Annotated in this window: 19 protein-coding genes; 9 read left to right on the top strand and 10 right to left on the bottom strand. The window is 71.4% G+C overall.

Translation table 11 applies throughout. From position 1 onward, the window contains the following. Window positions 1-4 precede the first annotated feature (4 nt). Complete coding sequence (locus tag MCBMB27_RS02010) at window positions 5-688, top strand: DUF1214 domain-containing protein (protein ID WP_043388792.1); 684 nt, start codon at window positions 5-7, stop codon at window positions 686-688. Further along, entirely contained in the window at window positions 676-1,365 is a 690-nt protein-coding gene (locus MCBMB27_RS02005; RefSeq protein WP_075379744.1) for a DUF1254 domain-containing protein, read from the top strand. Before MCBMB27_RS02010 ends, MCBMB27_RS02005 begins: the two co-directional genes overlap by 13 nt. Window positions 1,366-1,608: 243 nt before the next feature. On the opposite strand, the gene MCBMB27_RS02000 is transcribed toward MCBMB27_RS02005, so the two are convergent. Continuing rightward, entirely contained in the window at window positions 1,609-2,394 is a 786-nt protein-coding gene (locus MCBMB27_RS02000) for a hypothetical protein (protein WP_043349725.1), read from the bottom strand. Window positions 2,395-2,492: 98 nt separating this feature from the next. Then, a complete protein-coding gene (locus tag MCBMB27_RS01995) occupies window positions 2,493-2,705 on the bottom strand; it encodes a hypothetical protein (RefSeq protein ID WP_043349728.1) in 213 nt (70 codons plus the stop codon). 441 nt (window positions 2,706-3,146) lie between these two features. Here MCBMB27_RS01995 and MCBMB27_RS01990 point away from each other — a divergent pair, with 441 nt between their 5' ends. Next, window positions 3,147-3,440, top strand: coding sequence for a hypothetical protein (locus MCBMB27_RS01990; protein WP_043349730.1), 294 nt, complete (start codon window positions 3,147-3,149; stop codon window positions 3,438-3,440). 49 nt (window positions 3,441-3,489) lie between these two features. Continuing rightward, window positions 3,490-4,446 carry a glutathione synthase gene (gene gshB, locus MCBMB27_RS01985; protein ID WP_043388789.1) on the top strand — a complete coding sequence of 319 codons (957 nt, stop codon included), beginning with the start codon at window positions 3,490-3,492 and terminating at the stop codon, window positions 4,444-4,446. A 12-nt stretch (window positions 4,447-4,458) separates the two neighbouring features. Here gshB and MCBMB27_RS01980 read toward each other — a convergent pair whose 3' ends face one another. Beyond that, window positions 4,459-5,994 (bottom strand): cation:proton antiporter, encoded by a 1,536-nt coding sequence (locus tag MCBMB27_RS01980; RefSeq protein ID WP_075379743.1) that lies wholly within the window; start codon window positions 5,992-5,994, stop codon window positions 4,459-4,461. 57 nt (window positions 5,995-6,051) lie between these two features. Beyond that, window positions 6,052-7,491: a carbohydrate porin gene (locus MCBMB27_RS01975; protein ID WP_075379742.1), complete on the bottom strand. Its 1,440-nt coding sequence runs from the start codon at window positions 7,489-7,491 to the stop codon at window positions 6,052-6,054. A gap of 121 nt (window positions 7,492-7,612) precedes the next feature. Between MCBMB27_RS01975 and MCBMB27_RS01970 the strand changes: the two genes are divergently transcribed. Next, window positions 7,613-9,211: a gamma-glutamyltransferase family protein gene (locus MCBMB27_RS01970; protein WP_075379741.1), complete on the top strand. Its 1,599-nt coding sequence runs from the start codon at window positions 7,613-7,615 to the stop codon at window positions 9,209-9,211. A gap of 38 nt (window positions 9,212-9,249) precedes the next feature. Here MCBMB27_RS01970 and MCBMB27_RS01965 read toward each other — a convergent pair whose 3' ends face one another. The 3 genes from MCBMB27_RS01965 to MCBMB27_RS01955 all read right to left on the bottom strand — a co-directional run bounded on the left by MCBMB27_RS01965 (window position 9,250) and on the right by MCBMB27_RS01955 (window position 11,868). Continuing rightward, window positions 9,250-10,107 (bottom strand): class I SAM-dependent methyltransferase, encoded by an 858-nt coding sequence (locus MCBMB27_RS01965; RefSeq protein WP_075379740.1) that lies wholly within the window; start codon window positions 10,105-10,107, stop codon window positions 9,250-9,252. A 10-nt stretch (window positions 10,108-10,117) separates the two neighbouring features. Beyond that, on the bottom strand, window positions 10,118-10,627 hold the full coding sequence (locus tag MCBMB27_RS01960; protein ID WP_043349744.1) for an OsmC family protein: 510 nt from the start codon (window positions 10,625-10,627) through the stop codon (window positions 10,118-10,120). 116 nt (window positions 10,628-10,743) lie between these two features. Further along, on the bottom strand, window positions 10,744-11,868 hold the full coding sequence (locus MCBMB27_RS01955; protein WP_075379739.1) for an aminotransferase class I/II-fold pyridoxal phosphate-dependent enzyme: 1,125 nt from the start codon (window positions 11,866-11,868) through the stop codon (window positions 10,744-10,746). A gap of 91 nt (window positions 11,869-11,959) precedes the next feature. Here MCBMB27_RS01955 and MCBMB27_RS01950 point away from each other — a divergent pair, with 91 nt between their 5' ends. The 3 genes from MCBMB27_RS01950 (at window position 11,960) to MCBMB27_RS01940 (ending at window position 14,460) form a co-directional block, all read left to right on the top strand. Beyond that, entirely contained in the window at window positions 11,960-13,225 is a 1,266-nt protein-coding gene (locus MCBMB27_RS01950; protein WP_043348472.1) for an adenosylmethionine--8-amino-7-oxononanoate transaminase, read from the top strand. Between the two features lie 134 nt (window positions 13,226-13,359). Then, a complete protein-coding gene (locus MCBMB27_RS01945; protein ID WP_020093672.1) occupies window positions 13,360-13,749 on the top strand; it encodes a response regulator in 390 nt (129 codons plus the stop codon). 84 nt (window positions 13,750-13,833) lie between these two features. After that, a complete protein-coding gene (locus tag MCBMB27_RS01940; protein WP_043388777.1) occupies window positions 13,834-14,460 on the top strand; it encodes a MarR family winged helix-turn-helix transcriptional regulator in 627 nt (208 codons plus the stop codon). Between the two features lie 10 nt (window positions 14,461-14,470). Here MCBMB27_RS01940 and zigA read toward each other — a convergent pair whose 3' ends face one another. Continuing rightward, window positions 14,471-15,694, bottom strand: a complete 1,224-nt coding sequence (gene zigA, locus MCBMB27_RS01935) for a zinc metallochaperone GTPase ZigA (protein WP_075379738.1) — start codon at window positions 15,692-15,694, stop codon at window positions 14,471-14,473. Window positions 15,695-15,917: 223 nt separating this feature from the next. On the opposite strand from zigA, the gene MCBMB27_RS01930 reads away from it, so the two are divergent. Then, a complete protein-coding gene (locus tag MCBMB27_RS01930) occupies window positions 15,918-18,023 on the top strand; it encodes a TonB-dependent receptor (RefSeq protein ID WP_075381848.1) in 2,106 nt (701 codons plus the stop codon). A gap of 162 nt (window positions 18,024-18,185) precedes the next feature. Here the strand turns inward: MCBMB27_RS01930 and MCBMB27_RS01925 are convergent, their stop codons facing one another. Next, entirely contained in the window at window positions 18,186-19,643 is a 1,458-nt protein-coding gene (locus MCBMB27_RS01925) for a PepSY domain-containing protein (RefSeq protein ID WP_075379737.1), read from the bottom strand. Further along, a complete protein-coding gene (locus MCBMB27_RS01920) occupies window positions 19,637-21,820 on the bottom strand; it encodes a TonB-dependent receptor (protein ID WP_075379736.1) in 2,184 nt (727 codons plus the stop codon). Before MCBMB27_RS01920 ends, MCBMB27_RS01925 begins: the two co-directional genes overlap by 7 nt. Window positions 21,821-21,911 lie beyond the last annotated feature (91 nt).

Genomic DNA, 21,911 nt, shown 5'->3' with positions numbered 1-21,911 from the left:
GCGCATGAAGCTCACGATTCCCGACGCGTTCGGCCGCGTCTCCATGTCCGCCGGCGCCCCGCGCAGCCGCGCGGTCCGGTTCGTCCGACGGCTGTGGCGCAAGACTTCGATCGCCGGCCTTGCCGTCTACGCCCTGGCGCTGGGCGCCCTCCTGGGCCTCGCCAGCGCCGACTGGGCGACGAGCGGCGGCTATCCGTTCGGGGGCGTTCAGGTCGGTGCCTGGACCGCTTGGCCGCGGGCCGGCGCGGCGAATGCGGATCCTTACACCCGCGCCGTCAATGCCCGCCGGGGAGAGATCCCTCTGGCGGTCGGTGAGGGCCTGCTCCTGACGGCGGCGGTCGACGATGCCGGACAGGCGCTCGACGCCACCTGCACCTACCGGATCGGCGGCGCGACGCCGCCCGCCCGCGCCTGGACGATCACGGTGGCCGGCCGCGGCCCGCGCGATCCCGGCCGTGCGCCCCTGCGCGAGGGCTTCACCTCCACCGAGGTGCTGCGCGCGCCCGACGGTTGGTTCTCGATCGTGCTCGCGCCGGATGTGCAGCCCGGGAACTGGCTCCCGAGCCCGCGGGCGACCGGTCCGGTCCGGCTGGCGCTGCGCCTCTACGATACGCCGGTGGCCGCCAGCGTCGGGTCCCTCGACCGGAGTTCCGTGCCGGCCGTCACTCGCCTCGGATGCGCCTCGTGAGCCTGCGCTTCGTCTACGCCACGCTGATCGGCCTCGTGCTCGCCGGGATCGTCCACATCGCGGCGGTCCTGGCGATCCCTGCCCTCTCGGAAGCCGACGCCGTCTCGCGCGCCCGCACCAGCGAGAACCTGGACCATCCGCAGTCGATCTACACGGTCGCCACCGGTGACGACCCCTCCCCGCCCGAGGCATGGCTGCCGATCCCGGATCCGGCGGTGGCGGTGGGCGTCTGCGCCTACAACCTCGCGGACGGGCCCATGCGCGTCTCCGCCCGCACCGGTCCCCTGTCCCTGTCGCTCGCCGCGCATGCCCGCCGCGGGGCCTTCTACGCGGTGACCGACCAGGCCGCGGTCCGTGGCGCCCTCGACCTCGTCATCCTGACCCGCGCCCAGTACGACGAGGCGCTTGCGGACGACGACGAGAACGATCCGAGCCGCGACGTGCGCATCGTGGCGCCCGACACGCGCGGCTTCGTGGTGGTGCGGGTGATCGCCGGTCTCCCGAGCCAGCGTCCCGCCGCGAATGCCGCGGTCCAGGCCGTCTCCTGCACCACCGACACGTCGACGGACGATGCGCCGACGGGCAAGGACGCGGCCGTCAAGGACGCGCCCGGCAAGGACGCGCCCGGCAAGGATGGGCCCGGCAAGGATGGGCCCGGCAAGGGGACGGGACGCTAGCGGGACCTTCGAACGGGCTGGCTGCGTCGATCGACGTGCGGCGGCCCTCAGCCACCTTCGTCCGTTCGGGGGTCCGCTGATCGTCCGCGTCTCCAGCGCTGTGCGGTCGGCCGGATGGGCCTGCCCATCGCCGTGACCCACGATCCGGACACGCGCAGGCCTGCAGGTCGGCCCCGCGGCCGATGTCGCGGCAGCACGGGCGCTGTCGTCGTCAGGGTGGGGCGCGACCGCAGTCTCGGTCGTTCAATACTTGACCACCAGCGGCTCCGCCTGCGCGACCGGCACCGGGGGCGGCAGCGGAGCCGGTCCGAGGCCGCAGCGGGCCGCGGCATCCGGCGGGAGGAGCGGGTCGAGCAGGTTGCGGCGGGCGGCCAGCATCATGATGGACCGCTCGGCCGAGACCGATTCCGGTGCCGGCGCCGCGGCGAACAGGTGTTCCAGGGCGAAGCGGTAGCGCGCGAGCCGCAGGCCGGCCTCGAAGCGCACCCAGGCGATCAGGCAGCGATTCTCGGCGACCCGCTGGGCGGCCTCCAGCACGTCGGCGTTGTCGAGGGTCTTGGCGAAGGGCAGGCTGCGCAGACGCGCGGCATCGGCGTCGATGACGCGGGCGGCCAGCGCCACGAAGATCGGGATCAGCCGGGCATCGGCCGTGGCGTCGTCGCCGAGCTTCCGGTAGCGGGAGACCGGGGAGCGGGACGGCTCCGCCGTGAGGGCTTCGTAATAGGATCCCACTTCCTCGTAGCGCCAGGTCGGCGGGAGCACGTGGGCGCTGGCGAGGCCCAGCACCGCGTCCTGAAAGGCGGTGAAGCTGCTGGCGGGCTGGACGAATCGCCATGCGCGGTCGCGCAGGGCCTGCTCGTCGTCGGTGAGGCCGGATTCGAGCAGCAGGCGCCCGCGGTCTCGGGTGCTGAAGCTGCCTGTCGTATCGATGAGCCCGTTCCAGACCCCCGTACGCGGTCGGCCGAAATCGCCGCTCTGGGTGCAGGCTGCGAGCACGGCCAGTGCAGCGCCGACGGGGCCGAGGCGCATCGCTCGGCGTGCGCGGTCGAACGGCCGGCGATCCGGGGCTGACATGGGAGAACCGTCTGTGGCGGCGTGCGGCCGATGTGACATGGACCGCGACGTCCTCAGGACGCGAGGCGCTCGTAGCGCACGCCGAGGAACAGGAGGATCTCGCCGCGCCGCTCGCCGGAGCGCGGAATGCGGGAACTCCGACGCGCCTCGGCGCCCGGAAAGGGAATCAGGTCCGCGGACGCGGCCGGCGCAACTCTGCGGGACAGATCGGCGGCCGACTTCGACGAGCGGATTTCGCCGGTCTCCTGCGGCTTGAAAAGGGTCATGGTCTCCGGCTCCTGTCGGCGGTCCGAGCATCTGGCCCGGGCCCTTCGGAGGGCGTCGGCAAGGGCTACCGAAACAATCCAGCACGACGTGGTTAACGGAGTCTTTCCAGGCATCGGCGCCCGAAGAGCGCTCTGATGGGAGTTGGCGCGCGACTTGCGTGGCCTTCCGTGCCCATGGCGGGCGTTTCCTCCCTTCGACTTGAGGCCCCGTCCGATCCCGGACGGGGCCTTCTTATGTGGACCGTCGTGTCTTGTCGGACGCCGCCGCCGTGCGACCCGCGAGCCACACCGCGGCGAAGCGTGGTCGCGACGTTCCTGCGCGGAACCCCTCGGGACCTCCAACGCTTGCCTACCGCCCGGCCCGACCGATATGCCGGACGCGGGCGATTGCGGGACCGCCGCGTCGGTTCTCCGCCCGAGCGAGATTGAGGACACCGCTGAATGCGACTGGTTCCGGAACGATCCCTGCGCGCCGCCCGCCGCCGCGGGTTGGCTACTGCGGCGCTGGCGCTGTTCGCGCTGACGGCTGGCCCCGCCTATGCCCAGCGCGAGGACCAAGGCCTGCAGCTTGGCTGCGCGAACGACTATTTCCGCCTCTGCGCGGGCGTCGACCCGAACAGCCAGGACGCGGATCGCTGCATGATGCGCAACCGCAAGCGCCTGTCTCCCGAATGCCGGTCGGCGATCGGCGACTACGACAAGCGCACGGGCAGCAAGTCTCTGTCCGACGATTGAGATTGCCGCATCCGGTTGTGATGTCCGCCGTTGGCGAGGGGCGTTTGGTATGAGCCTGACCGTCGCGGTTCAGATGGACCCGATCCAGAATATCCGGATCGCGGGTGACACGACCTTTGCCCTGCTGCTGGAGGCCCAGCGGCGGGGGCATACGCTCGTCTACTACACGCCGGACCGGCTCTCGATGCAGGGCCGGCGCGTCACCGCGCGGGTCGAACGCCTGAGCGTGCAGGACGTCGAAGGCGCGCATTACACTCTGGCGCCACCGGAGCGGCTCGACCTGGCCGAGGCGGACGTGGTGCTGATGCGCCAGGATCCGCCCTTCGACATGGCCTACATCACGGCCACCCACATGCTCGAGCGGATCCATCCGGAGACCCTCGTGGTCAACGATCCCTTCGAGGTGCGCAACGCGCCCGAGAAGCTGTTCGTCCTCGATTTTCCCGAGTTGATGCCGCCGACCCTGATCAGCCGCGACAAGGCGGAGATCGAGGCCTTCCGGCTGGAGCACGGGACGGTGGCGATGAAGCCGCTGCACGGGCATGGCGGCGCGGCCGTGTTCAAGGTCACCGAGAAGGATCCGAATTTCGGCTCGATGTTCGACCTGTTCGCCACGACCTTCCGGGAGGCCTGGGTGGTGCAGCGTTACCTCGACCGGGTCACGGAGGGTGACAAGCGCATCATCCTGGTCGACGGCGTCCCCATGGGCGCGGTCAACCGCGTCCCGGCGGCCAACGACATCCGCTCCAACATGGTCCGCGGCGGGGCCGCCTCCGCCTCCGAGCTGACCGACCGCGAGCGCGAGATCTGCGCCACGATCGGGCCCGAGCTGGCGCGGCGGGGCCTGATCCTGGTGGGGATCGACGTGATCGACGGGCACCTCACCGAGATCAACGTCACTTCGCCCACCGGCATCCGGGCGATCCAGCGGCTCGGGGGCCCCGACCTGTCCGTCGCCGTCTGGGATGCGATCGAGGCCCGGATCGCGGCACGCAAGGGCGTGTGACGGCGCGCGGCCTCAGGTCTCCGCGCGCGGCGTCGCGCTGAGTTCGGCCCAGTCGAACTCTTCCTCCAGCAGGAAATAGGCGTCGTCGCCGATCCGGCCCTGGCGGCGCAGGGCGAGCACCGCGTCGCGGGCGGCCTCGACGGCTTGGCGCCGGGCGGCGTCCGCCGGCAGGCTCTCCGGCGCCAGGCCCTCGTCGTGCGCCTCCGCCTCCGCGAGGGCCGCGCGGAACTCGGCGCGCAGCGCGTCGGTCGCCGGTGCGTCCTCCGCATCCGCGAGGCTGTCGAGGGCGGCCTTGTAGGCCGCCGCCCGGGCCCGGCCCGTCTCACGCCCCACGGGGTCGTCGTCCTCGAGCCGCAGATGGGCGAGCAGCGGCCGCAGGGTCAGGCCCTGAACGATCAGGGTTCCGAGTACCGTAACGAAGGCGGCGACGACCACGAGATCCCGGTGCGGGAACTGGGCAGGCAGCGCCAGGGCGGCCGCCACGGTGACGATCCCGCGCATGCCCGCCCAGGACAGGGCGATGCCCGGCCCCAGCCGCGCCGGAACTCCGGCCTGGCGGAGGCCGAATTCGCGGCTCCCGGTGGTCGGCAGGACCCAGGCGAGGCGGGTCACCACCACGGTGGCGAAGGTCGCGCCCGCGAGGATCAGGGCCTGCCACGCATCCGCGCCGCTCAGCCGCTCCCGGATCGGGTCGATCTGGATGCCGATCAGCACGAAAGCCAGGACGTTGAGCACGAACACCGCCGTGTCCCAGACGGCGTAGGAGATCACCCGAGCCCGGGGCGCGGTGACGCCGGGGGCCCGGCGGGCGACCGTCACCGCGAAGGTCACGATGGTCAGGACCCCCGACAGCTCGAGCCGCTCCGCGGCGAGCCAGATCCCGAAGGCGGCGACGAACTGCATCACGATCGCGCTCGCCGGGTCGGTCACGCGCCGGGTCACGGCCACGAACAGCAGGCCGAGGCAGGGGCCGACGACGAGGCTCGCGACGACGCCCAGGAGGAACGCCGGCGCCACCTCCGCCGGGTGGAAGGTGCCGGCCATCGCGGCCGTCACGCCGAGCCGGTAGATCAGCAGCGAGGCCGCGTCGTTGAGCAGGCTCTCGCCGCGCAGGATCGTGGCGAGCCGGTGCGGCATCGGCGCGTGCTTGAGCACCGCCAGTGCCGCCACGGCGTCGGGCGGCGCGACCACGGCACCGAGCACGATGCAGGCGGAGAGCGGCATGTCCGGGACGACGAGCCGCGCCACGACCGCGACGGCGAGCGTGGTCACCGCCACCGCCCCGACCGCGAGCCCGGCCACCGCGCGCCAGTTCTCCTTCAGATCCCGCACGGAGGCGTCGAAGCCGGCATCGAGCAGGACCGGAGCCAGGAACAGCGCGAGCGCCAGTTCGGGATCGAGCCGCAGGTTCGGGACGCCGGGGACGAAGGCGAGGCCGACACCGCCCAGCGCCAGGAAGGCCGGATATGGCGCCCCGAGCCGACGTGCGACACCGGCCAGTAGGACGGCGCCGAACAGGACGCCGACGACCCACTCGAAGACTAACATGCTGCTGAAAGAGGCGGAGCCCCGGGACCGTTCCGGGGCCCACGGTCGCAGGCCGGCTCAGTACTGCACGGTGGCGCGTACCCCAAGCACCGCCGCGTTGCGCAGCCGGCGGCCGTCCGGACCGGCGATGCCGGCGCCCGGCCGGATGACGTATTGCGCGTCGGGCTGGACCGTGAAGCCCGGCACGACCACGGCCTGATAGGTCGCCTCGATCACCGCCTCGGCGCGGCGGCGGGGCATCGGCATGCCCGAGTAGAGGATCGTGTCCCGGTCGGCCCGCTGGGCCTCGTCGCTGATGCGCGCGTAGGCGACGCTGAGGCCGATCGTGTCGTCGTCGCGCCCGTCGAACAGGCCCTTGTAGGCCAGCCCGGTATCCAGGTAGGCGTCGATCAGGCTGGAGCGGGTGGGCGACCACGCGGCACGCACGAAGAAGCCGAGGCCCTCGTCGTCCTTGCCGGATTCCCGGTAGAGGGTCTGGTCGTAGATCGCGTAGAGGCCGGCATTGCCGCGCACCGGCCGGCCGATCCCGGTGGCGTTCGGGTCGGCGAGCGGCACGCCGGTGATGTCGAAGCGCAGGCTGTCGAACCGGCCGAAATGCTGCCAGCCGCCCAGGGTGATGTCGCCGGGCAGGCCCCGGGAACCGGGCGCGATGTTGTACGCGTAGGTGGCCTCGGCGATGATCAGAGCCGGATCGCGCAGGCGGAAATTGGTGCCCGTCCGGTTGAGGCGCTGCGCCTCCGGATCGTCACCCGGACGGTTCGCACCGGCCGGATCACCGTCGTAGAGCCCGACCTGCAGGGAGAAGCCGTTGCCCGGCACGTATTTGGCCCGGATCGCCGGGGCTGCGAGCGGGTAGGCCGGCCCGCCGCTCGGCAGGTCGAGCCCGGTGATGACCGGCCAGCCGAAGGTCGAGTTCACGAACAGCGTCGCGGTCTGGCTGACGAAGAACTCGGTGTCGGCAGCCTGCTGCCCGATCCGGATCCCGAGCTGGCCGTCCATCAGGCTCTGGTCGAACCAGAGCACGTAGAGCCGCGTGGACGGCAGCGCCTCGATGACGCTCGTGGTCAGCAGGTTGCCGACATAGTAGCGCGACAGGCCGGTGCCGTGGATGAAGTAGGCGTTGGCATGGACCGTGGCGCCTTGCCAGCCCGCCAGCCGGTCGAGGTCGAGGTTGAGGCGCAGGTTGAGGCGATCCTCGACGATCGCACCCTGTCTAAGGCCGCCAACCGGATTGCCGAGCACGTCGGCGATGTAGGTCAGGCTGTACGCGATGCCCCGTTCCTTCAGGACCGGGCGGATCCCGAGCGGGTCGCCGAGCGGGCCGAGAGAGGGCTCCACCGAGCGGACATAGCCGCCCGAGGCCTGGCTGGTGGTCTCCGGCTGCGAGACCGAGATGCGCGGATCGGCGCCCGCGCCCTCGTACACGGTCCGCGTCTGGGCCGCAGCGGGAAGGGTCGACAGGCCGAGGGCCAGCCAGGACATGAGTTTGCAGGACATCGGCCGCTTCTGGGCGACAGCACACGCGCAGCATAGCATGGCCCGCCGCCCGTATGCGCTTGGTCTTTGCAGGAGGCGTCGCCTCGCCTAACCCTGCGGCCGGTACACCACAGGACCGTCGATGCCCGAGACCCCCGTCTTCACGTCCGCCGCCGTCGCCGCACCCCACAGCCTCGCCGCCCAGGCCGGCCAGACCGTCCTCGCCCAGGGGGGCAACGCCATCGAGGCGATGGTGGCGATGGCCGCCTCCATCGCGGTGGTCTATCCGCACATGAACGGCATCGGCGGCGACGGGTTCTGGCTGGTGCGCGAGCGGGGCGGCCGGGTGCGGGGCATCGAGGCCTGCGGCCCGGCCGGGCGTCTCGCCACGATCCCCCGCTACCGCGAGAAGGGCTACGACGCGATCCCCGCGCGGGGACCCGACGCCATGGTCACGGTGGCGGGCGCGGTGGGCGGCTGGCGCCTCGCCCTGGAGCTGGCGCGGGCGCTCGGCGGCCGCCTGCCCCTGGAGACGCTCTTCGCCGACGCGATCGGTCAGGCCCGAGCCGGCGTCGCGGTCTCGCCCTCGGAGGCACGCTACGTGCCCCAGGAACTCGACACGCTCCACGACGCGCCAAACTTTGCGGCAACCTTCTTGAAGGACGGCAAGCCCTATCCCGCCGGAGAGACCCGCGCGCTGCCCCGCCTCGCCGATACCCTGGAGCAGCTCGCTCATGCGGGGCTCGGCGACTTCTATCGCGGCGATATCGGCCGGGAGATCGCCGCCGACCTGGAGCGCCTCGGTGCGCCGGTCACCCGGGCGGATCTGGAGGCCTTCGCGGCGGTGGAGCGGGCGCCCCTGTCGATCCGGCGCCGCGACGCGACGCTCTACAACTTCCCGCCGCCGACCCAGGGGCTCGCCGCCCTGCTGATCCTCGGGATCTTCGACCGGCTGAATGTCTCTGAGCCCGAACGCACGGCCCATTATCACGGGCTGATCGAGGCGACGAAGCGGGCCTTCGCGATCCGCGACCGGGTGGTCACCGATTTCACCCGCCTGCGGCACGACCCCGCTGCCTTCCTGACCCCGGAACGGCTGGCCCGCGAGGCCGCGCTGATCGACATGGGTCGCGCAGCCCGGGTGCCCCTGCCCGATCCGGGTCACGGCGACACGGTCTGGATGGGCGCGATCGACAAGGACGGGCTTGCCGTCTCCTACATCCAGTCGGTCTACTGGGAGTACGGCTCCGGCACGGTGCTGCCCGCCACCGGCATCTGCTGGCAGAACCGGGGCATGTCGTTCTCCCTCGACCCGAAGGCCGTGAATCCCCTGGAGCCGGGGCGGCGCCCCTTCCACACGCTGATCCCGGCGCTCGCCGCCTTCGACGACGGCCGTGTGATGAGCTACGGCAGCATGGGCGGCGACGGGCAGCCGCAATTCCAGGCCCAGATCTTCACCCGCTACGCCGATTACGGGATGTCGGTGGCCGATGCCGTCGACGCGCCGCGCCTGCTCTACGGGCGCACCTGGGGGGCGCCCTCGCTCAGCGTGAAGGTGGAGGACCGGTTCGATTCGGCCTGCATCGCGGCCCTCGGCCGACTCGGCCACGAGATCGAGGAACTGGGCGGACCCTACATCGACTCGCTCGGGCACGCGGGCATGCTGGTCCGCCATCCCCGGAACGGTCGGATCGAGGCGACCCACGACCCGCGCTCGGACGGCGGCGCCCTGGGACTCTGAGAGAACGCGCCGCCCGCCCGGCGGCGCGGGATGCCGGCTCAGCCCGCCTGAACGAGCCAGCAGGCGGCGCGCAGGCGCACGGCGCCGCCCGCCGCGTGCCGTGCAAGGGCCGCCGCCACGGCCGCCTCGGCGCGCGCCCGGAGATCCGGTGCGGCCTCGCGGACGAGGTGGGAGCTGGGGCCGAGGTTCAGGGAGACGTGGGTGGCCGCCGCGGTCGCCGCCGTGTCGGTCTCGCCCTGACCGACGACGATGTCCCGGTCGAGCGCGTCGCAGGTCACGCCGGCGAACCCGGCGTCGCGCAGGAGCGCGACCAGCGGGTCGGGGTCGGCGAAGCGGAAGGGTCCCGGCGTGTCGGGCTGCGGCGGAGGCGGGGGCTCCGGCAGGAGCGGAAGCACCGCGTCGCGCGGCACGCTCACCCAGTGATTCTCGGGCAAGGTCCGCCAGCACAGGAAGGTCAGCCGGCCGCCCGGCTTGAGCATCCGGCGAATGTTGGCGAAAGCGCCGGCGGAATCCGGGAAGAACATCACGCCGAAGCGCGACAGGATCCCGTCGAAAGGACCGAGATCGGCCGTCCCGACATCCGCCTCCACGAACCGGATCGGGGCGGTGCGTGCAACCTCCGCGGCGGCGCGGTCCCGCGCCACGGCGAGCAGCGGCGCCGAGATGTCGGCCCCCGTGACGGTGCCGCCGGGCCCGACCCGACGGGCGGCCTCCAGGGTCGTGGCCCCCGCACCGCAGCCGATATCGAGCACCGTGTCGCCGGGAGCGAGGGGCGTGCGGGCGAACAGCGCCTCCGTCAGCGGGAGGAACATCGCGTCGAGGACGGCCTGATTGCGCGCCCAGCGCGTGCCGACCTCGCCGTTCCAGTATTCGGTCTGGGTGATGCCGCCCGCCATGCTCCCTCCGTCAGACCGTGGTCGTGGCCACGGACAGCTCGGGCTTGTGGTTCAGGGTCTGGAACACCACGCAGTAGCGCTCGGTCAGCTTCAGGAGCTGCGCCAGCTTGTCCTCCGGCGCGTCGGTATCGAGTTCGAAGAACAGGCGGATGCTGCGGAAGCCCACCGGCGCCTCCTTGTCGACCCCGAGGGTGCCGCGGAAATCGAGGTCGCCCTCGGCGCTGACCGTGCCGGCGCGCAGCGGGATCTCCAGGGCTGTGGCCACGGCCTTGAGCGTCACCCCCGCGCAGGCGACCAGCGCCTCCAGCAGCATGTCGCCCGAGCACAGCTCCGCCCCCGAACCGCCCGTCGCCGGATGGAGCCCGGCCTCCGCGATGGCGCGGCCCGTCTCGACCTTGCAGGCGATCTTGGTGTCGTCCAGCGTGCCCCTGGCCTTCAGTGTGATGACCGCCGCGTCCGGTGCGGTGCGGTACTTGTCCTTGATCGGAGCCTGGAGGGCTCGCAGCGTGGTGGCGTCCATGGCGTCGTCCTCTCAATTCCGGATCTGACCCGCTTCTCGGCGGCGGGCCGGCCGGAGCGTTCCGGCTCCGTCAGGCGCCCGGTATAGGTGCGCGCCACGCGGACGGGAAGCGGTTCTCAGGCGCGCCCGGTGAGGACGGCCACCGCTTCCGCGAGGGCGTCGACCTGGGCCTCGTCGTGGGCGGCCGAGAAGGCTACCCGCAGCCGCGCGGTCCCGGCCGGCACGGTCGGCGGGCGGATCGCCACCACCAGGAATCCCGAGGCCTCCAGCGCGGCCGAGATGTCGAGCGCCGCCTGCGCCTCGCCGACCAGGACCGGCACGACGGCGCTCTCGGCCTCCGGCAGGCCCAGACGGGCGGTGAAGCGCCGGGCGAGGGTCAGCGGTCGGGCACGCCGGTCGGGTTCCGCCTCCAGGATCGTCAGCGCCTCCAGGGCGGCGGCGGCCGAGGCCGGAGGCAGGCCGGTGGTGTAGACGAAGCTGCGGGCGCGGCTCGTCATCAGGTCGATGACCGGGCGCGAGGCGCAGAGATAGCCGCCATACGAGCCGAGCGCCTTCGACAGGGTGCCCATTTCCAGCGGCGCCCGCGGCCCGTCCTCGACCACGCCGATGCCGTGGGCGTCGTCCACCAGCGTCCAGGCGTCGAAGGTCTCCGCGATGCCCAGGATGTCGCCGAGCGGCGCCCGGTCGCCATCCATGCTGAAGACCCGCTCGGTGAGCACCAGGGCGCGCCCGTAATGGGGGCGGTGCTCCGCGAGCTGGGCCGCGAGGTCGCCGGGATCGTTGTGGCGGAACGTCAGGACCCGCGCGCCCGACAGCCGCGCGCCGGCCCACATGCAGGCATGGGACAGCGCGTCCAGCAGGATGAGGTCGCCCCGCCCGGCCAGCGCCGGGGTGATGCCGAGATTGGCGAGATAGCCACTGCCGAAGACCAGGGCGGCCTCCGTGCCCTTGTGGCGCGCGAGGCCGTCCTCCAGCGCGCCGAGATACGGATGGTCGCCGGTCACGAGCCGCGACCCGCCCGACCCCGCACCGTGGCTCGCGACGGCCGCCTGAGCCGCCGCGATCACCCGCGGGTGATGCGAGAGGCCGAGGTAATCGTTGCAGGAAAAGGAGACGAGCGTCCGGCCCCGTCGTGCCGCCGCGGCGCCGGAGCCGCGCTCCGTCGGCACCAGCGTGCGGCGCAGGCGACCGGCCTCGAGGGCTTCGAGTTTCCCGGTGGCGAAGGCGTCGAGGCTGTCCATGGGGATGGGGATGGGCGATGCCGCGGCGGCAAAGTCAAGCGGCGGGTGCCGGACTCTTGACCCCCGTCCGAGGGGCTTCCATGCCGGACGCATGACCCTCGAAACGCCCGCAGGCCATCTCTGGCGGCCCTACACGCAGATGCGCCTCGCCCCGCCGCCGCTGGAGGCGGTCGCGACGCATGGCACCCGCATCCGCCTCGCCGACGGCCGCGAACTCGTGGACGGCATCGCCTCCTGGTGGACCGCGGTGCACGGCTACAATCACCCGCACATAGCGGGCGCTGTCGCCGACCAGCTCGCGCGCATGCCCCACGTGATGTTCGGCGGCCTCACCCATGCGCCGGCGGAGACGCTGGCGCGCCGGCTCGCCGCCCTGCTGCCGGGCGATCTCGACCACGTCTTCCTGAGCGATTCGGGCTCGGTCGCCGTGGAGGTCGCGCTCAAGATGGCGGCGCAGATGTGGATCAACCGCGGGGTGGGCGGCCGGACGAAGGTCCTGGCGTTCCGGGGCGGCTATCACGGCGACACGATGGGGGCGATGTCGGTTTGCGACCCCGAGGAGGGCATGCATCGCCGCTTCGGTGCCTACCTGCCGAGCCAGATCTTCTGCGACCTGCCGCGAAGCGCGGCCGAGACCGCGGCGCTCGACGCGGCCCTCGCGTCTCATCGCGACACCCTGGCGGCGGTGATTGTCGAGCCGCTGGTCCAGGGTGCGGGCGGGATGCGGACGCACCCGCCTGAGGTGCTCGCGGCGATCGCCGGGCTGGCGCGCCGGCACGGACTGCCGCTCATCGCCGACGAGATCTTCACCGGCTTCGGGCGCACCGGCAGCCTGTTCGCCTGCGAGCAGGCGGGAATCGTGCCCGACATCGTCTGCCTGTCGAAGGCCCTTACGGGCGGAACGATGGCGCTCGCCGCCACGGTCGCCCGCACGGAGGTGTTCGCGGCGTTCTGGTCCGAAGACCCCGCGGCCGCGCTGATGCACGGCCCGACCTTCATGGCCAATCCCCTGGCCTGCGCAGCGGCCAATGCCAGCCTCGATCTGTTTGAGGCGGAGCCACGGCTGATCCAGGCCCGCGCCATCGCGGCCCGTCTTGCCGAGGGGCTGGAACCCCTGCGGCGGGTGCGGGGCGTGGCGGATGTCCGGGTACTCGGTGCCATCGGAGCGGTGCAGTTCGCCCGTGCGCCCGACTTGGCCGTCCTCAAGGCGCGATTGCTCGCCCGCGGCGTCTGGGTCCGGCCGTTCGGCGACATCGTCTATCTCACCCCCGCCCTCACGATCGATGCAGCGGATCTCGACCGGCTGATCGAGGCGGTCGCCGCCGTGGTGACCGAGCTGGCGCCCGGATCGGCATGACGACCGGGCGTTCCACATTCCCGTGATCCGTCTCCGCGGGCGCCTGCAACCCGTGACCGTTTCTGCCGTTGGGCCTACGGCTGGAGATGCGTGCGGCGGCCCGCGCGGCCGGACGCTGCCAAAGGGAGTACACAGTGGCGAGCGAGCAGACGGGTTCGAGCGGCGATCGGCCGGTAATCCTCCTCGTCGAGGACGAGGCGCTGACGATCATGGACCTCGGGGACGTGCTGGAGGAAGGCGGCTACGACACCGTTCAGTGCGCCTCGGCCGAGCGCGCGCTGAGCATCCTGCAGGCGCGCCCGGACATCTGCGGCCTGGTCACGGACGTGCAGCTGTCGGGAAAGACCGACGGGTTCGATCTGGCGAGTTCCGTGGCCGAGGCGCGGCCGCAACTGCCGATCCTGATCGTCTCCGGGCGCGCGGCCCCGGATCCGGCCCGCATGCCCGAGCATGCCGAGTTCATCGCCCGGCCCTGCACCGGCGAGGATATCCTGGACCGTCTTCAGCGCCTCATGCACTGCTGATCCGACCTTCACGTCGGCCCCGTCATCGCACCGTCACCGGCCAGCGCCACACGGACCGGAGCGGCCGCGTGACGGGGGTGGACGGTGCAGTTTCAGGATCGTCCGGCGGCCGCCGGCATTAATTCGGGCGCTCCGGTGGGCGACAAGCAGAAGCGCGATCATCAGGACGAAGCTGCGGCCGTGCTCGGCCACACGTCCAAGAAGATGCGGCCGCCCGGCGTCCGCAGCGTCGGTTGGGCGCTGGTGCAGGCGGCGCGCCTGCACCGCGCCCGCACCGGCGACCGGCTGGCCAAGCTGGGGCTTTTCGCCGGCCAGGAGCAGGTGGTGCAGGCGTTGGCTGCGGCCGGCACCATGACCATGGGTGATCTCGCGGCGCTGCTGCGGGTGCGGCCGCCCACCGCGTCCAAGACCGTGACGCGGCTCGCGGCCCTCGGCATCGTCGAGCGCCGGGCCGAGTCGGGCGATGGCCGCGTGGTCCGGGTTCAGCTCACGGAAGCCGGCATGGCCAAGGCCGAGGCGATCGAGCGGATCCAGGAAGAGGTCGAGGCCGAGTTGCTCGACCACCTCGACAAGACCGACCGCCGACGCCTGCGCAAGCTCCTGCGCAAGGCCGCCCGCGGCCTCGCCGAGGCAGCCGGTGCCTCCGGTCAGGTGGCGGAGGCCGATGCCGAGATCGAGGCCGAGGACGAGACGGAGGGCCTGCCGGCCTGACCGGCGGGGCTCAGGCCGCGGCCCGGCGCCAGGCCGGGAACGGATCCGGCAGTTCGCGGTAGGGCGCGGGATCGAAAGGTGCGCGATCCGGTCCGGTGTCCACGAGGCAGGCATCGAGCGCGGCGATGAGCGCGGCGCGGTCCATCCCGGATCCGATGAAGACCAGTTCCTGGCGCCGGTCGCCCCAGACCTCGCTCCAGACCGTATGCAGGCGCTCCCGGAACTCGGGCGCCTCCGGCCAGCGCCGCCGCGGCACCGCCGACCACCAGAACCCCATCGCGGAGACCCTGGCCACGGCCCCCGCCAGGGAGAACTCGCCGACCCAATCCGGCCGCGTCGCCAGCCAGAAATGGCCCTTCGCCCGGATCAGGCCCGGCCAGGTGGCGTTGACGAAGGCGTTGAAGCGCTCGGGGTCGAAGGGGCGCCGGGCCCGGTAGACGAAGGAGGCGATGCCGTATTCCTCGGTCTCCGGTACGTGCGCGTGGGCGCCGTAGAGTTCCTTGAACCAGAGCGGGTGCTGCTGCGCCTTCTCCTCGTCGAACAGGCCGGTGTCGAGGATTTCCGCGAGCGGCGCACGTCCGTGATCGGTCTCGAGGATGCGGGCGTCGGCGTTCAGGCCGCGCACCACCGAGCGGACCAGCGCGAGATGCTCGGGTGAGACGTCGTCCGCCTTGTTGATCACCACCACGTCGGCGAACTCGATCTGCTCCACGAGCAGGTCCACGAGCGTGCGCGTATCCTCGGCGCCCGCGGTCTCCCCGCGCTCACGCAGGAACGCGGCCGAGCCGTAATCCTTCAGCAGGTTCACCGCGTCGACCACGGTCACCATCGTGTCGAGCCGGGCCAGATCCGACAGGGAGCGGCCCGCCTCGTCCCGGAACGAGAAGGTCGACGCGATCGGCAGCGGTTCGGCGATGCCGGTGCCCTCGATCAGCAGGTAATCGAACCGCCCGGTCTCCGACAGGCGGCGGACCTCGGCGAGCAGATCGTCGCGCAGGGTGCAGCAGATGCAGCCGTTGGTCATCTCGACCAGGGTCTCGTCCGTCCGGGACAGGTCGGCTCCGCCCGCGCGGACGAGGTCGGCATCGATGTTGACCTCGCTCATGTCGTTCACGATCACCGCCACCCGGCGGCCGTCGCGGTTGTTCAGAACATGATTGAGCAGCGTCGTTTTGCCGGCTCCGAGAAAGCCGGACAGGACGGTGACGGGCAGGCGGCGATCGGGCTGTGTCATGCCGCAATCAAAATGTTATAACATTTCAAAGTCAAGGCGGTGAAACGCTCCGCAGCGGCGGGACCCGGCGAAGCTGTTGCAACGATGTAACGTTTCTCAAGCGTGTCGGGATGGCGCGGGATTACACCTTGCACCGGACCCGAGGTCCGCGACACTGAAACAGTATAACACTATGTGAGTCTCCATGTCCCGCCTGCGTCGCCTCCGCTTCCTTGCCGGCACAATGCTGTCCTCGACCGTCTGCACCGGCGTGCTCGTCCCCTCCGTTGCCCGGGCCCAGCAGGCCGTCACCCTCGACGAGATCAGCGTCACCAGTCCGAGCCCGATCCAGGCCCCGCGCACGGCGCCGATCGCCGACGCGGCGGTCCCGATCGGCGTGCTGCCGGTGGCGACCAACACCTTCTCCCCCGTCACCGTGGTCACCCAGGAGCAGATCGCGCGCGATCAGCCCCGGACCCTGGGCGACGCCCTGTTCGACAGGCCGGGCATCTCCGGCACGTCCTACGCCCCGGGCGCGGCCTCACGGCCGATCATCCGCGGTCTCGACAACGCCCGGGTGCGCATCCAGGAGAACGGCATCGTCAACGGCGGCGTGTCCGACCTCGGCGAGGACCACGCCGTGCCGGTGAATCCGCTGGTGGCCGACCGGATCGAGGTGATCCGCGGCCCCGCGACCCTGCGCTACGGCTCCGGCGCCATCGGCGGCGTGGTCTCGGCGGACAACAACCGGGTGCCGACCTTCATTCCGGCGAACGGGGTGCAGGGGCAGGTGACCACCGGCTTCTCCAGCGTGGACAACGGCCGGCTCGGGGCCGCCACGGTGGATGCCGGCGGCGATGGCATCGCGGTCCACGCCGACGGCTTCAAGACGGCCAACGACAGCTACGCGATCCCCGGCGGGATCCAGCGCAACTCCTACAACGAGTCGCAGGGCGGCGCGGTCGGCATCTCGGCGATCGGCGACCGCGGCTTCGTCGGCATCTCCTTCAGCCACTACGACGCCATCTATGCGATCCCCGGCGGCGTGGCGGAGCAGGACCGGACCCGGCTGACCCCGAACCAGGATCGGGTGCTGTCGCGGGGCGAGTACCGGCCCCTCGACGGCCCCTTCGAGGTGATCCGCTACTGGGCGGGCTACTCGGTCTATCGCCACAACGAGGTCGGCATCGGCGATGACGGGATCGAGGGCGTCCAGGCGATCTTCAAGAACCGGGAGGCCGAAGGGCGCCTGGAACTCCAGCACGTCCCGGTCTTCACGGATCTCGGCAAGCTCACCGGCGCGCTCGGCTTCCAGTCGGACCGGCGTGTGATCAACACGCAGCTCGAATCGTTCCTGCCCAAGACCGAGTCCCGTGCGAACGCGGTCTACCTGTTCGAGGAGCTGGAGCTGCGTCCGGGCACGCGTCTGCAGGCGGCCGGGCGCTACGAGGTCGATCGGCTGTCGAGTACGGCCGCGCAGTTCCCCAGCGATTACGTGCCGGTCGACGGGCAGGAGCCGTTCCAGTACGCCCGGACCCGCCGCTTCGCGCCGAAGAGCGCCAGTATCGGCGCCCTGCAGGATCTGCCCTACGGCTTCGTGGCGAGCCTCACCGGCTCCTATGTCGAGCGCGGACCCACCGGCTACGAGCTGTTCTCGCAGGGGCCCCACGACGCCACCGCGACCTTCGAGATCGGCAACCCGAACCTCAAGAAGGAGCGCGCCCGGACCGTCGAGGCCAGCATCCGGCGGGCCGAGGGACCCTTCCGCCTCGACGCCACCGGCTACTTCACGCGCTACACCGGCTTCATCTACCGCAACTACACGGGGCTGACCTGCGACGACGACTTCGCCTCCTGCGGTGTCGGCACCGACAACCGGCAGATCGTCTATCAGCAGCAGAACGCGACCTTCTACGGCGCCGAGATCATCGGCCAGTACGACCTCCTGCCGGTGGGCAACGGCTTCGCCGGCATCGAGGGGCAGTTCGATTTCGTCCGCGCTCAGTTCGACAACGGCACCAACGTGCCGCGCATCCCACCCTACCGGCTCGGCGGCGGCGTCTATCTGCGGGCCGACGGATGGTTCGCGCGGGTGAACCTCATCCACGCCTTCAGCCACGACGCCACGGCGGTTTACGAGACGCCCACGCCCGGCTACGACGACCTGCGGGCCGAGCTGAGCTACACCAAGGCGGTCGATCCCGCGGTCTACGGGGCGAGCGCGATCACCCTCGGCGTCCAGGGCCGCAACCTCCTGAACGACGACATCCGCAACTCGACCTCGTTCAAGAAGGACGAGATCCTGCTGCCGGGGCGGAACGTGCGGCTGTTCCTGACGGCGCGGTTCTGAACGCTGCGGCCGCCGCGGCGCCGTCCTTGCGCGCGCGGCGAAGCCATTCAGGGCTGCGTCGGACGTCGCGCTGTCGGCGGGCACCGGGTCACTGCGCTTTCGGCGTGACGACCAAGCGGGCGTGCTCGGCCGCGTCGGGCACCGGGAGCCTCGGCCGGCCCCCTAGGCCGACAGAACGCGGCGCAGGCGGCGCCAGCCCGCGACCAGACCGGTGACCGCGATCCCCGCCGCTAGGAGGTTCAGGACCCATTGGGCGGCATCGTGGAGCGAGCGGTTGACGCTGAGCCCGGGCAGATCGAGGCGGTGCGCGGCGTCGAACAGCCAGCGGTTGATGCGGCCGGAGCGATCCAGGCGCTGGAGGATGGTCCCGTCCCGGGGATCGACGTGGAGCCACGTGGCGTCCGGATCAGCGAAGCGCAGGCGCAGCACCGGAAGCGGCCGTGGGTCGATCCCATGCGGATACCAGTACAGGTCGTAGGCGGTCAGGGTCTCTGCCGTCCGTAATCCGCCGAGCAGGGCCGGACCGGCGGCCCGCGCGAGCGCGGCGGCATCGAGGAGCGTGCCGTCATCCGCCCTGCGGCTCCGGGCTCCCGCCGGTGTGTCGGCGACGATCCACCAGGACCCGCCGATGGCGGCGAAGCGCAGCGCGCGGGTTCCGGCCTCTGCGAAGCCCCGCAGGGCTCCGGCGTCGAGGCCGAGGGGGGCGGGCTGTCCGGCATAGGCGGCGCGGATCTCGGCGGGCGCAGCGTTCGACGAGAACCAGCGGTTCGGGTTCATCGAGATCCAGCCGCTGAGGATGAAGGTGCTGAGTCCGATTCCGCCCGCGAGGCCGAACAGGTGGTGCCAGCGTGCGAGACCGCGATAGGGCGTGACGGCGCCGCCCGCGTAGCGGCGGCGGAGGCGCAGGCGCCAGATCCCGATCGCGAGGCCGCTCAGCGCCCCGAGGGCGGCGAAGCCGGACAGCCACAGAAGGACCGTCCGCCACAGATCGGCCCGGGCGCGCAGCGGCGTCAGGTAGATCCAATGCGCCACGGCGCCGGCCCAGTTCCAGCCACGCTCGAAGCGGGTCGTGTCGAGGGCGACCTCGCCGGTGACCTGAGACACGTAGAGCTCGGTCCCGGCCGCATCGTCGAGGACGACCTTCAGGAACGGCCGGAGCGGATCGTACCGGGCCGTGACGGTCCACTGGTCCCGCTCGACCGGATCGACATGTGCGCCCGGAATCCCCTCGGCCGCGAGACGCAACGCATCCTCGGGCGTCAGCGGGCCGAGCCGCTCCCCGGTCCGCGCCGAGACCGTGGCCCGGCGCCCGTCGCGGTCGGCGATCCGGTAGACCGGTTCCGCACCGCGCATCTCCAGGGCGAAGGCCGCCGGCACGCCGGCAAGACCGCCGGCCCGCAGCGCGTCGTCGGGCGCCACCGCGACGCGCTCCCAGGCGATCGGTGCGAGTCGGTCCAGGCGCTCGGCCCCGGTGAGCGCCGGGAACGGCACGTAGAGCATCACCAGTCCGGAGCCGATCCACAGGGCGAAGAACAGCCCCGCGGCGATCCCGGCCCAGCGGTGGAACAGCAGCAGCCAGCGCCGCCCCGCCTTGCCGAGCCGCCGCGGCAGGCTCACCACGTCACCGTGTAGGCGACCTCGACCGAGCGCGGCCGCCCGAGCAGCCAGTTGGTCCCGACCCCGTTCACGGCATTGCCGCTGATCGCGTAGACCTTGTCGAACAGGTTGTAGACCCGCACGGACAGGCGCGACTCCGCCGTGACCTGATGGTCGAGGACCACGTTGACGAGGTTGTAGGCCGGGCGCCGCGCCGTATTGCCGAAGTCGCTGTAGACCTGCCCCACGTTCTGAAGCCCGACCCGCGCGGTCCAGTCGCGGTAGACGTCCCAGGTCAGCCAGAGGTTGGCCACGCGCTCGGGCACGTCGATGGGCTGGTTGCCGGCATACGACACGGTGGCGCCGTTCACCGTCTGGTCGAACCGGTCGTACTGCGCGTGCAGCAGCGCGAGGTTGCCGTCCAGCCGCCAGCCCGGAGCAAAGCGCCAGCCCAAGGCCAGCTCGAATCCCTGCGAGGACTGGCTCCCCACCTGCGTGGACAGCGTCGGCTGGCCGGGGATTGCCGAGATCAGGTTGTCCTTGACGATCCGGTAGCCTGCGATGGTCCATTCCACGGCACCGTCGAAGGCAAGACCCTTGGCGCCGATCTCGACTTGATCGCCTGTGGCGAGCTTGAAGCCCGCCAGCGACTGGTTCAGCGTGATCAGGCTGTTCACCGGGTCGGTGGCGAAGCTGTACTGGGCGTAGAGCGCGCTGTCCGGCGTCGGGTTGTAGACGAGGCCGAACCGGTAGCCCAGCGCCCGGTAGGTCTTCTCGAACCGCGATCCCGTCTGCAGGTCCTCCCGATTCAGCGTCGGCACGTCGAGGCGCACGCCGGTGAGGAACGAGAGCTTGTCCGACAGGATCAGACGGTCCTCCGCGAAGACCGAGGCTTGGCTCGTCTGCGTGGCGTAGGCCGGACGGGCTCGCCCGTTCTGCGGGAAGAGGCCCGGATCGTAGCCGACGAGCGGCACGCTGGTGGTCTGGTCGAAGTAGAAGTTGTTGGTGTGCCGGAAGTCGATGTGGTTCACATCGAACCCGGCCACGAACTGGTTGGGCAAGCCGAACAGGCTGCCCCGGAACGTCGCGTCGAGCCGGTCACCGACCTGCTCCTGGCTGTGGTAGATTTCCAGATAATCGCCCCGGTCCACCAGCCCGGTGCCGCGGTTGTAGGAATATTGCTCGACGTCGAGCCAGTGGCGCCGGCTGGTGAGCCGGTAGGCGGTGTTGCGGATCGTGATGTCGGCCGAGGGCGACCATTCGGTCTTGAGCTGGGTCCAGTTGTCGGCCCAGGTGATCTTCGCGTCCCGGACGTTGTAGTTGTTGAACCGGATGAGATCCGGGATCCGTCCCTCGACGAGCGGCGTGCCCCAGTAGCGGGCGGGCTCCTGGTAGCCGAGATCGTGGCTCAGGGTGAACGCCAGATCGGCGCTCGGCCGGAACAGCAGGGCGGCCGAGACCGCGAGGTTGCGGAAATCGCCCTCCGGCCGGATCCAGCCGTCGGCGCGATTGCCGCTGACGTTGAGGCGATACGCGAAGGTGTCGCCGAACTCCGCTTGACCGATTCCACCGCCCGAATCGAACGCAAGGCGCGCAACGCCATCCGTGCCGACAACGGCGCGGGCGGCGTTGATCGGCACGAAGACCGGCTTCTTCGGCACCACGTTGATCACGCCGCCGATGGCGCCGTCGCCGTAGAGCACCGAAGACGGGCCGCGGAGCACCTCGATCCGCTCGACGTTCCACGTGTCGAACGGGAAGGTCACCGTGTTGGCGCCGACGTAGAAGCGCGTGCCGTCGTAGAGCTGCTGGATCGAGTTCGGGCCGGCGAAGCCCCGGGACGTGAAGGCGCCGTTGCCGTTGCCGGGTGCCGCGATCGTGGTGATGCCGGTGGCGTCCTGGGTCACGGCCTCGGCGATCGTGTCCTGACCGCGCAGCCGCGCGGTCTCACCCGACACGATGTCGAGGCTCGCCGGCGTCTCCAGCGGCGTCAGACCGAGGCGGCTCGCGGTCCGGTCGGGGGTGCGCAGATTGAGGCCGGTCGGCGCAGCGCGGTTCGGGTCTCCGCCCGCGCCGGCCACGGAGAGTTCATCCAGGGTGACGGCCTCCTGGGCGGCGGTCGGACTGGCGAGGAGCGCGAGGAGAACGCCGCAGAGGGGAGCCGGCCCGCCGGAGCGGGCGCGATGGATCGAGAGAAGCATGGGGGAAGCGGTCCGTGCACGGCGCGCGCCGGCCCCTTCGTCCTATAAGCATTGTAATAACATTACAATGCTTTGACCGCCTGGAAACCTG

Origin of the sequence: Methylobacterium phyllosphaerae (genome assembly GCF_001936175.1) — a bacterium.
GTDB classification, from domain to species: domain Bacteria; phylum Pseudomonadota; class Alphaproteobacteria; order Rhizobiales; family Beijerinckiaceae; genus Methylobacterium; species Methylobacterium fujisawaense.
Note: the sequence above shows the minus strand (reverse complement) of the source record. Positions and strands in the feature narration are given on the sequence as shown.

Bases quoted from the DNA above. Each gene is read 5' to 3' on its own strand.
- MCBMB27_RS02010 (WP_043388792.1), top strand. From the start codon at position 5: ATGAAGCTCACGATTCCCGACGCGTTCGGCCGCGTCTCCATGTCCGCC.
- MCBMB27_RS02005 (WP_075379744.1), top strand. From the start codon at position 676: ATGCGCCTCGTGAGCCTGCGCTTCGTCTACGCCACGCTGATCGGCCTC.
- MCBMB27_RS02000 (WP_043349725.1), bottom strand. From the start codon at position 2,394: ATGCGCCTCGGCCCCGTCGGCGCTGCACTGGCCGTGCTCGCAGCCTGC.
- MCBMB27_RS01995 (WP_043349728.1), bottom strand. From the start codon at position 2,705: ATGACCCTTTTCAAGCCGCAGGAGACCGGCGAAATCCGCTCGTCGAAG.
- MCBMB27_RS01990 (WP_043349730.1), top strand. From the start codon at position 3,147: ATGCGACTGGTTCCGGAACGATCCCTGCGCGCCGCCCGCCGCCGCGGG.
- gshB (WP_043388789.1), top strand. From the start codon at position 3,490: ATGAGCCTGACCGTCGCGGTTCAGATGGACCCGATCCAGAATATCCGG.
- MCBMB27_RS01980 (WP_075379743.1), bottom strand. From the start codon at position 5,994: ATGTTAGTCTTCGAGTGGGTCGTCGGCGTCCTGTTCGGCGCCGTCCTA.
- MCBMB27_RS01975 (WP_075379742.1), bottom strand. From the start codon at position 7,491: ATGTCCTGCAAACTCATGTCCTGGCTGGCCCTCGGCCTGTCGACCCTT.
- MCBMB27_RS01970 (WP_075379741.1), top strand. From the start codon at position 7,613: ATGCCCGAGACCCCCGTCTTCACGTCCGCCGCCGTCGCCGCACCCCAC.
- MCBMB27_RS01965 (WP_075379740.1), bottom strand. From the start codon at position 10,107: ATGGCGGGCGGCATCACCCAGACCGAATACTGGAACGGCGAGGTCGGC.
- MCBMB27_RS01960 (WP_043349744.1), bottom strand. From the start codon at position 10,627: ATGGACGCCACCACGCTGCGAGCCCTCCAGGCTCCGATCAAGGACAAG.
- MCBMB27_RS01955 (WP_075379739.1), bottom strand. From the start codon at position 11,868: ATGGACAGCCTCGACGCCTTCGCCACCGGGAAACTCGAAGCCCTCGAG.
- MCBMB27_RS01950 (WP_043348472.1), top strand. From the start codon at position 11,960: ATGACCCTCGAAACGCCCGCAGGCCATCTCTGGCGGCCCTACACGCAG.
- zigA (WP_075379738.1), bottom strand. From the start codon at position 15,694: ATGACACAGCCCGATCGCCGCCTGCCCGTCACCGTCCTGTCCGGCTTT.
- MCBMB27_RS01930 (WP_075381848.1), top strand. From the start codon at position 15,918: ATGCTGTCCTCGACCGTCTGCACCGGCGTGCTCGTCCCCTCCGTTGCC.
- MCBMB27_RS01920 (WP_075379736.1), bottom strand. From the start codon at position 21,820: ATGCTTCTCTCGATCCATCGCGCCCGCTCCGGCGGGCCGGCTCCCCTC.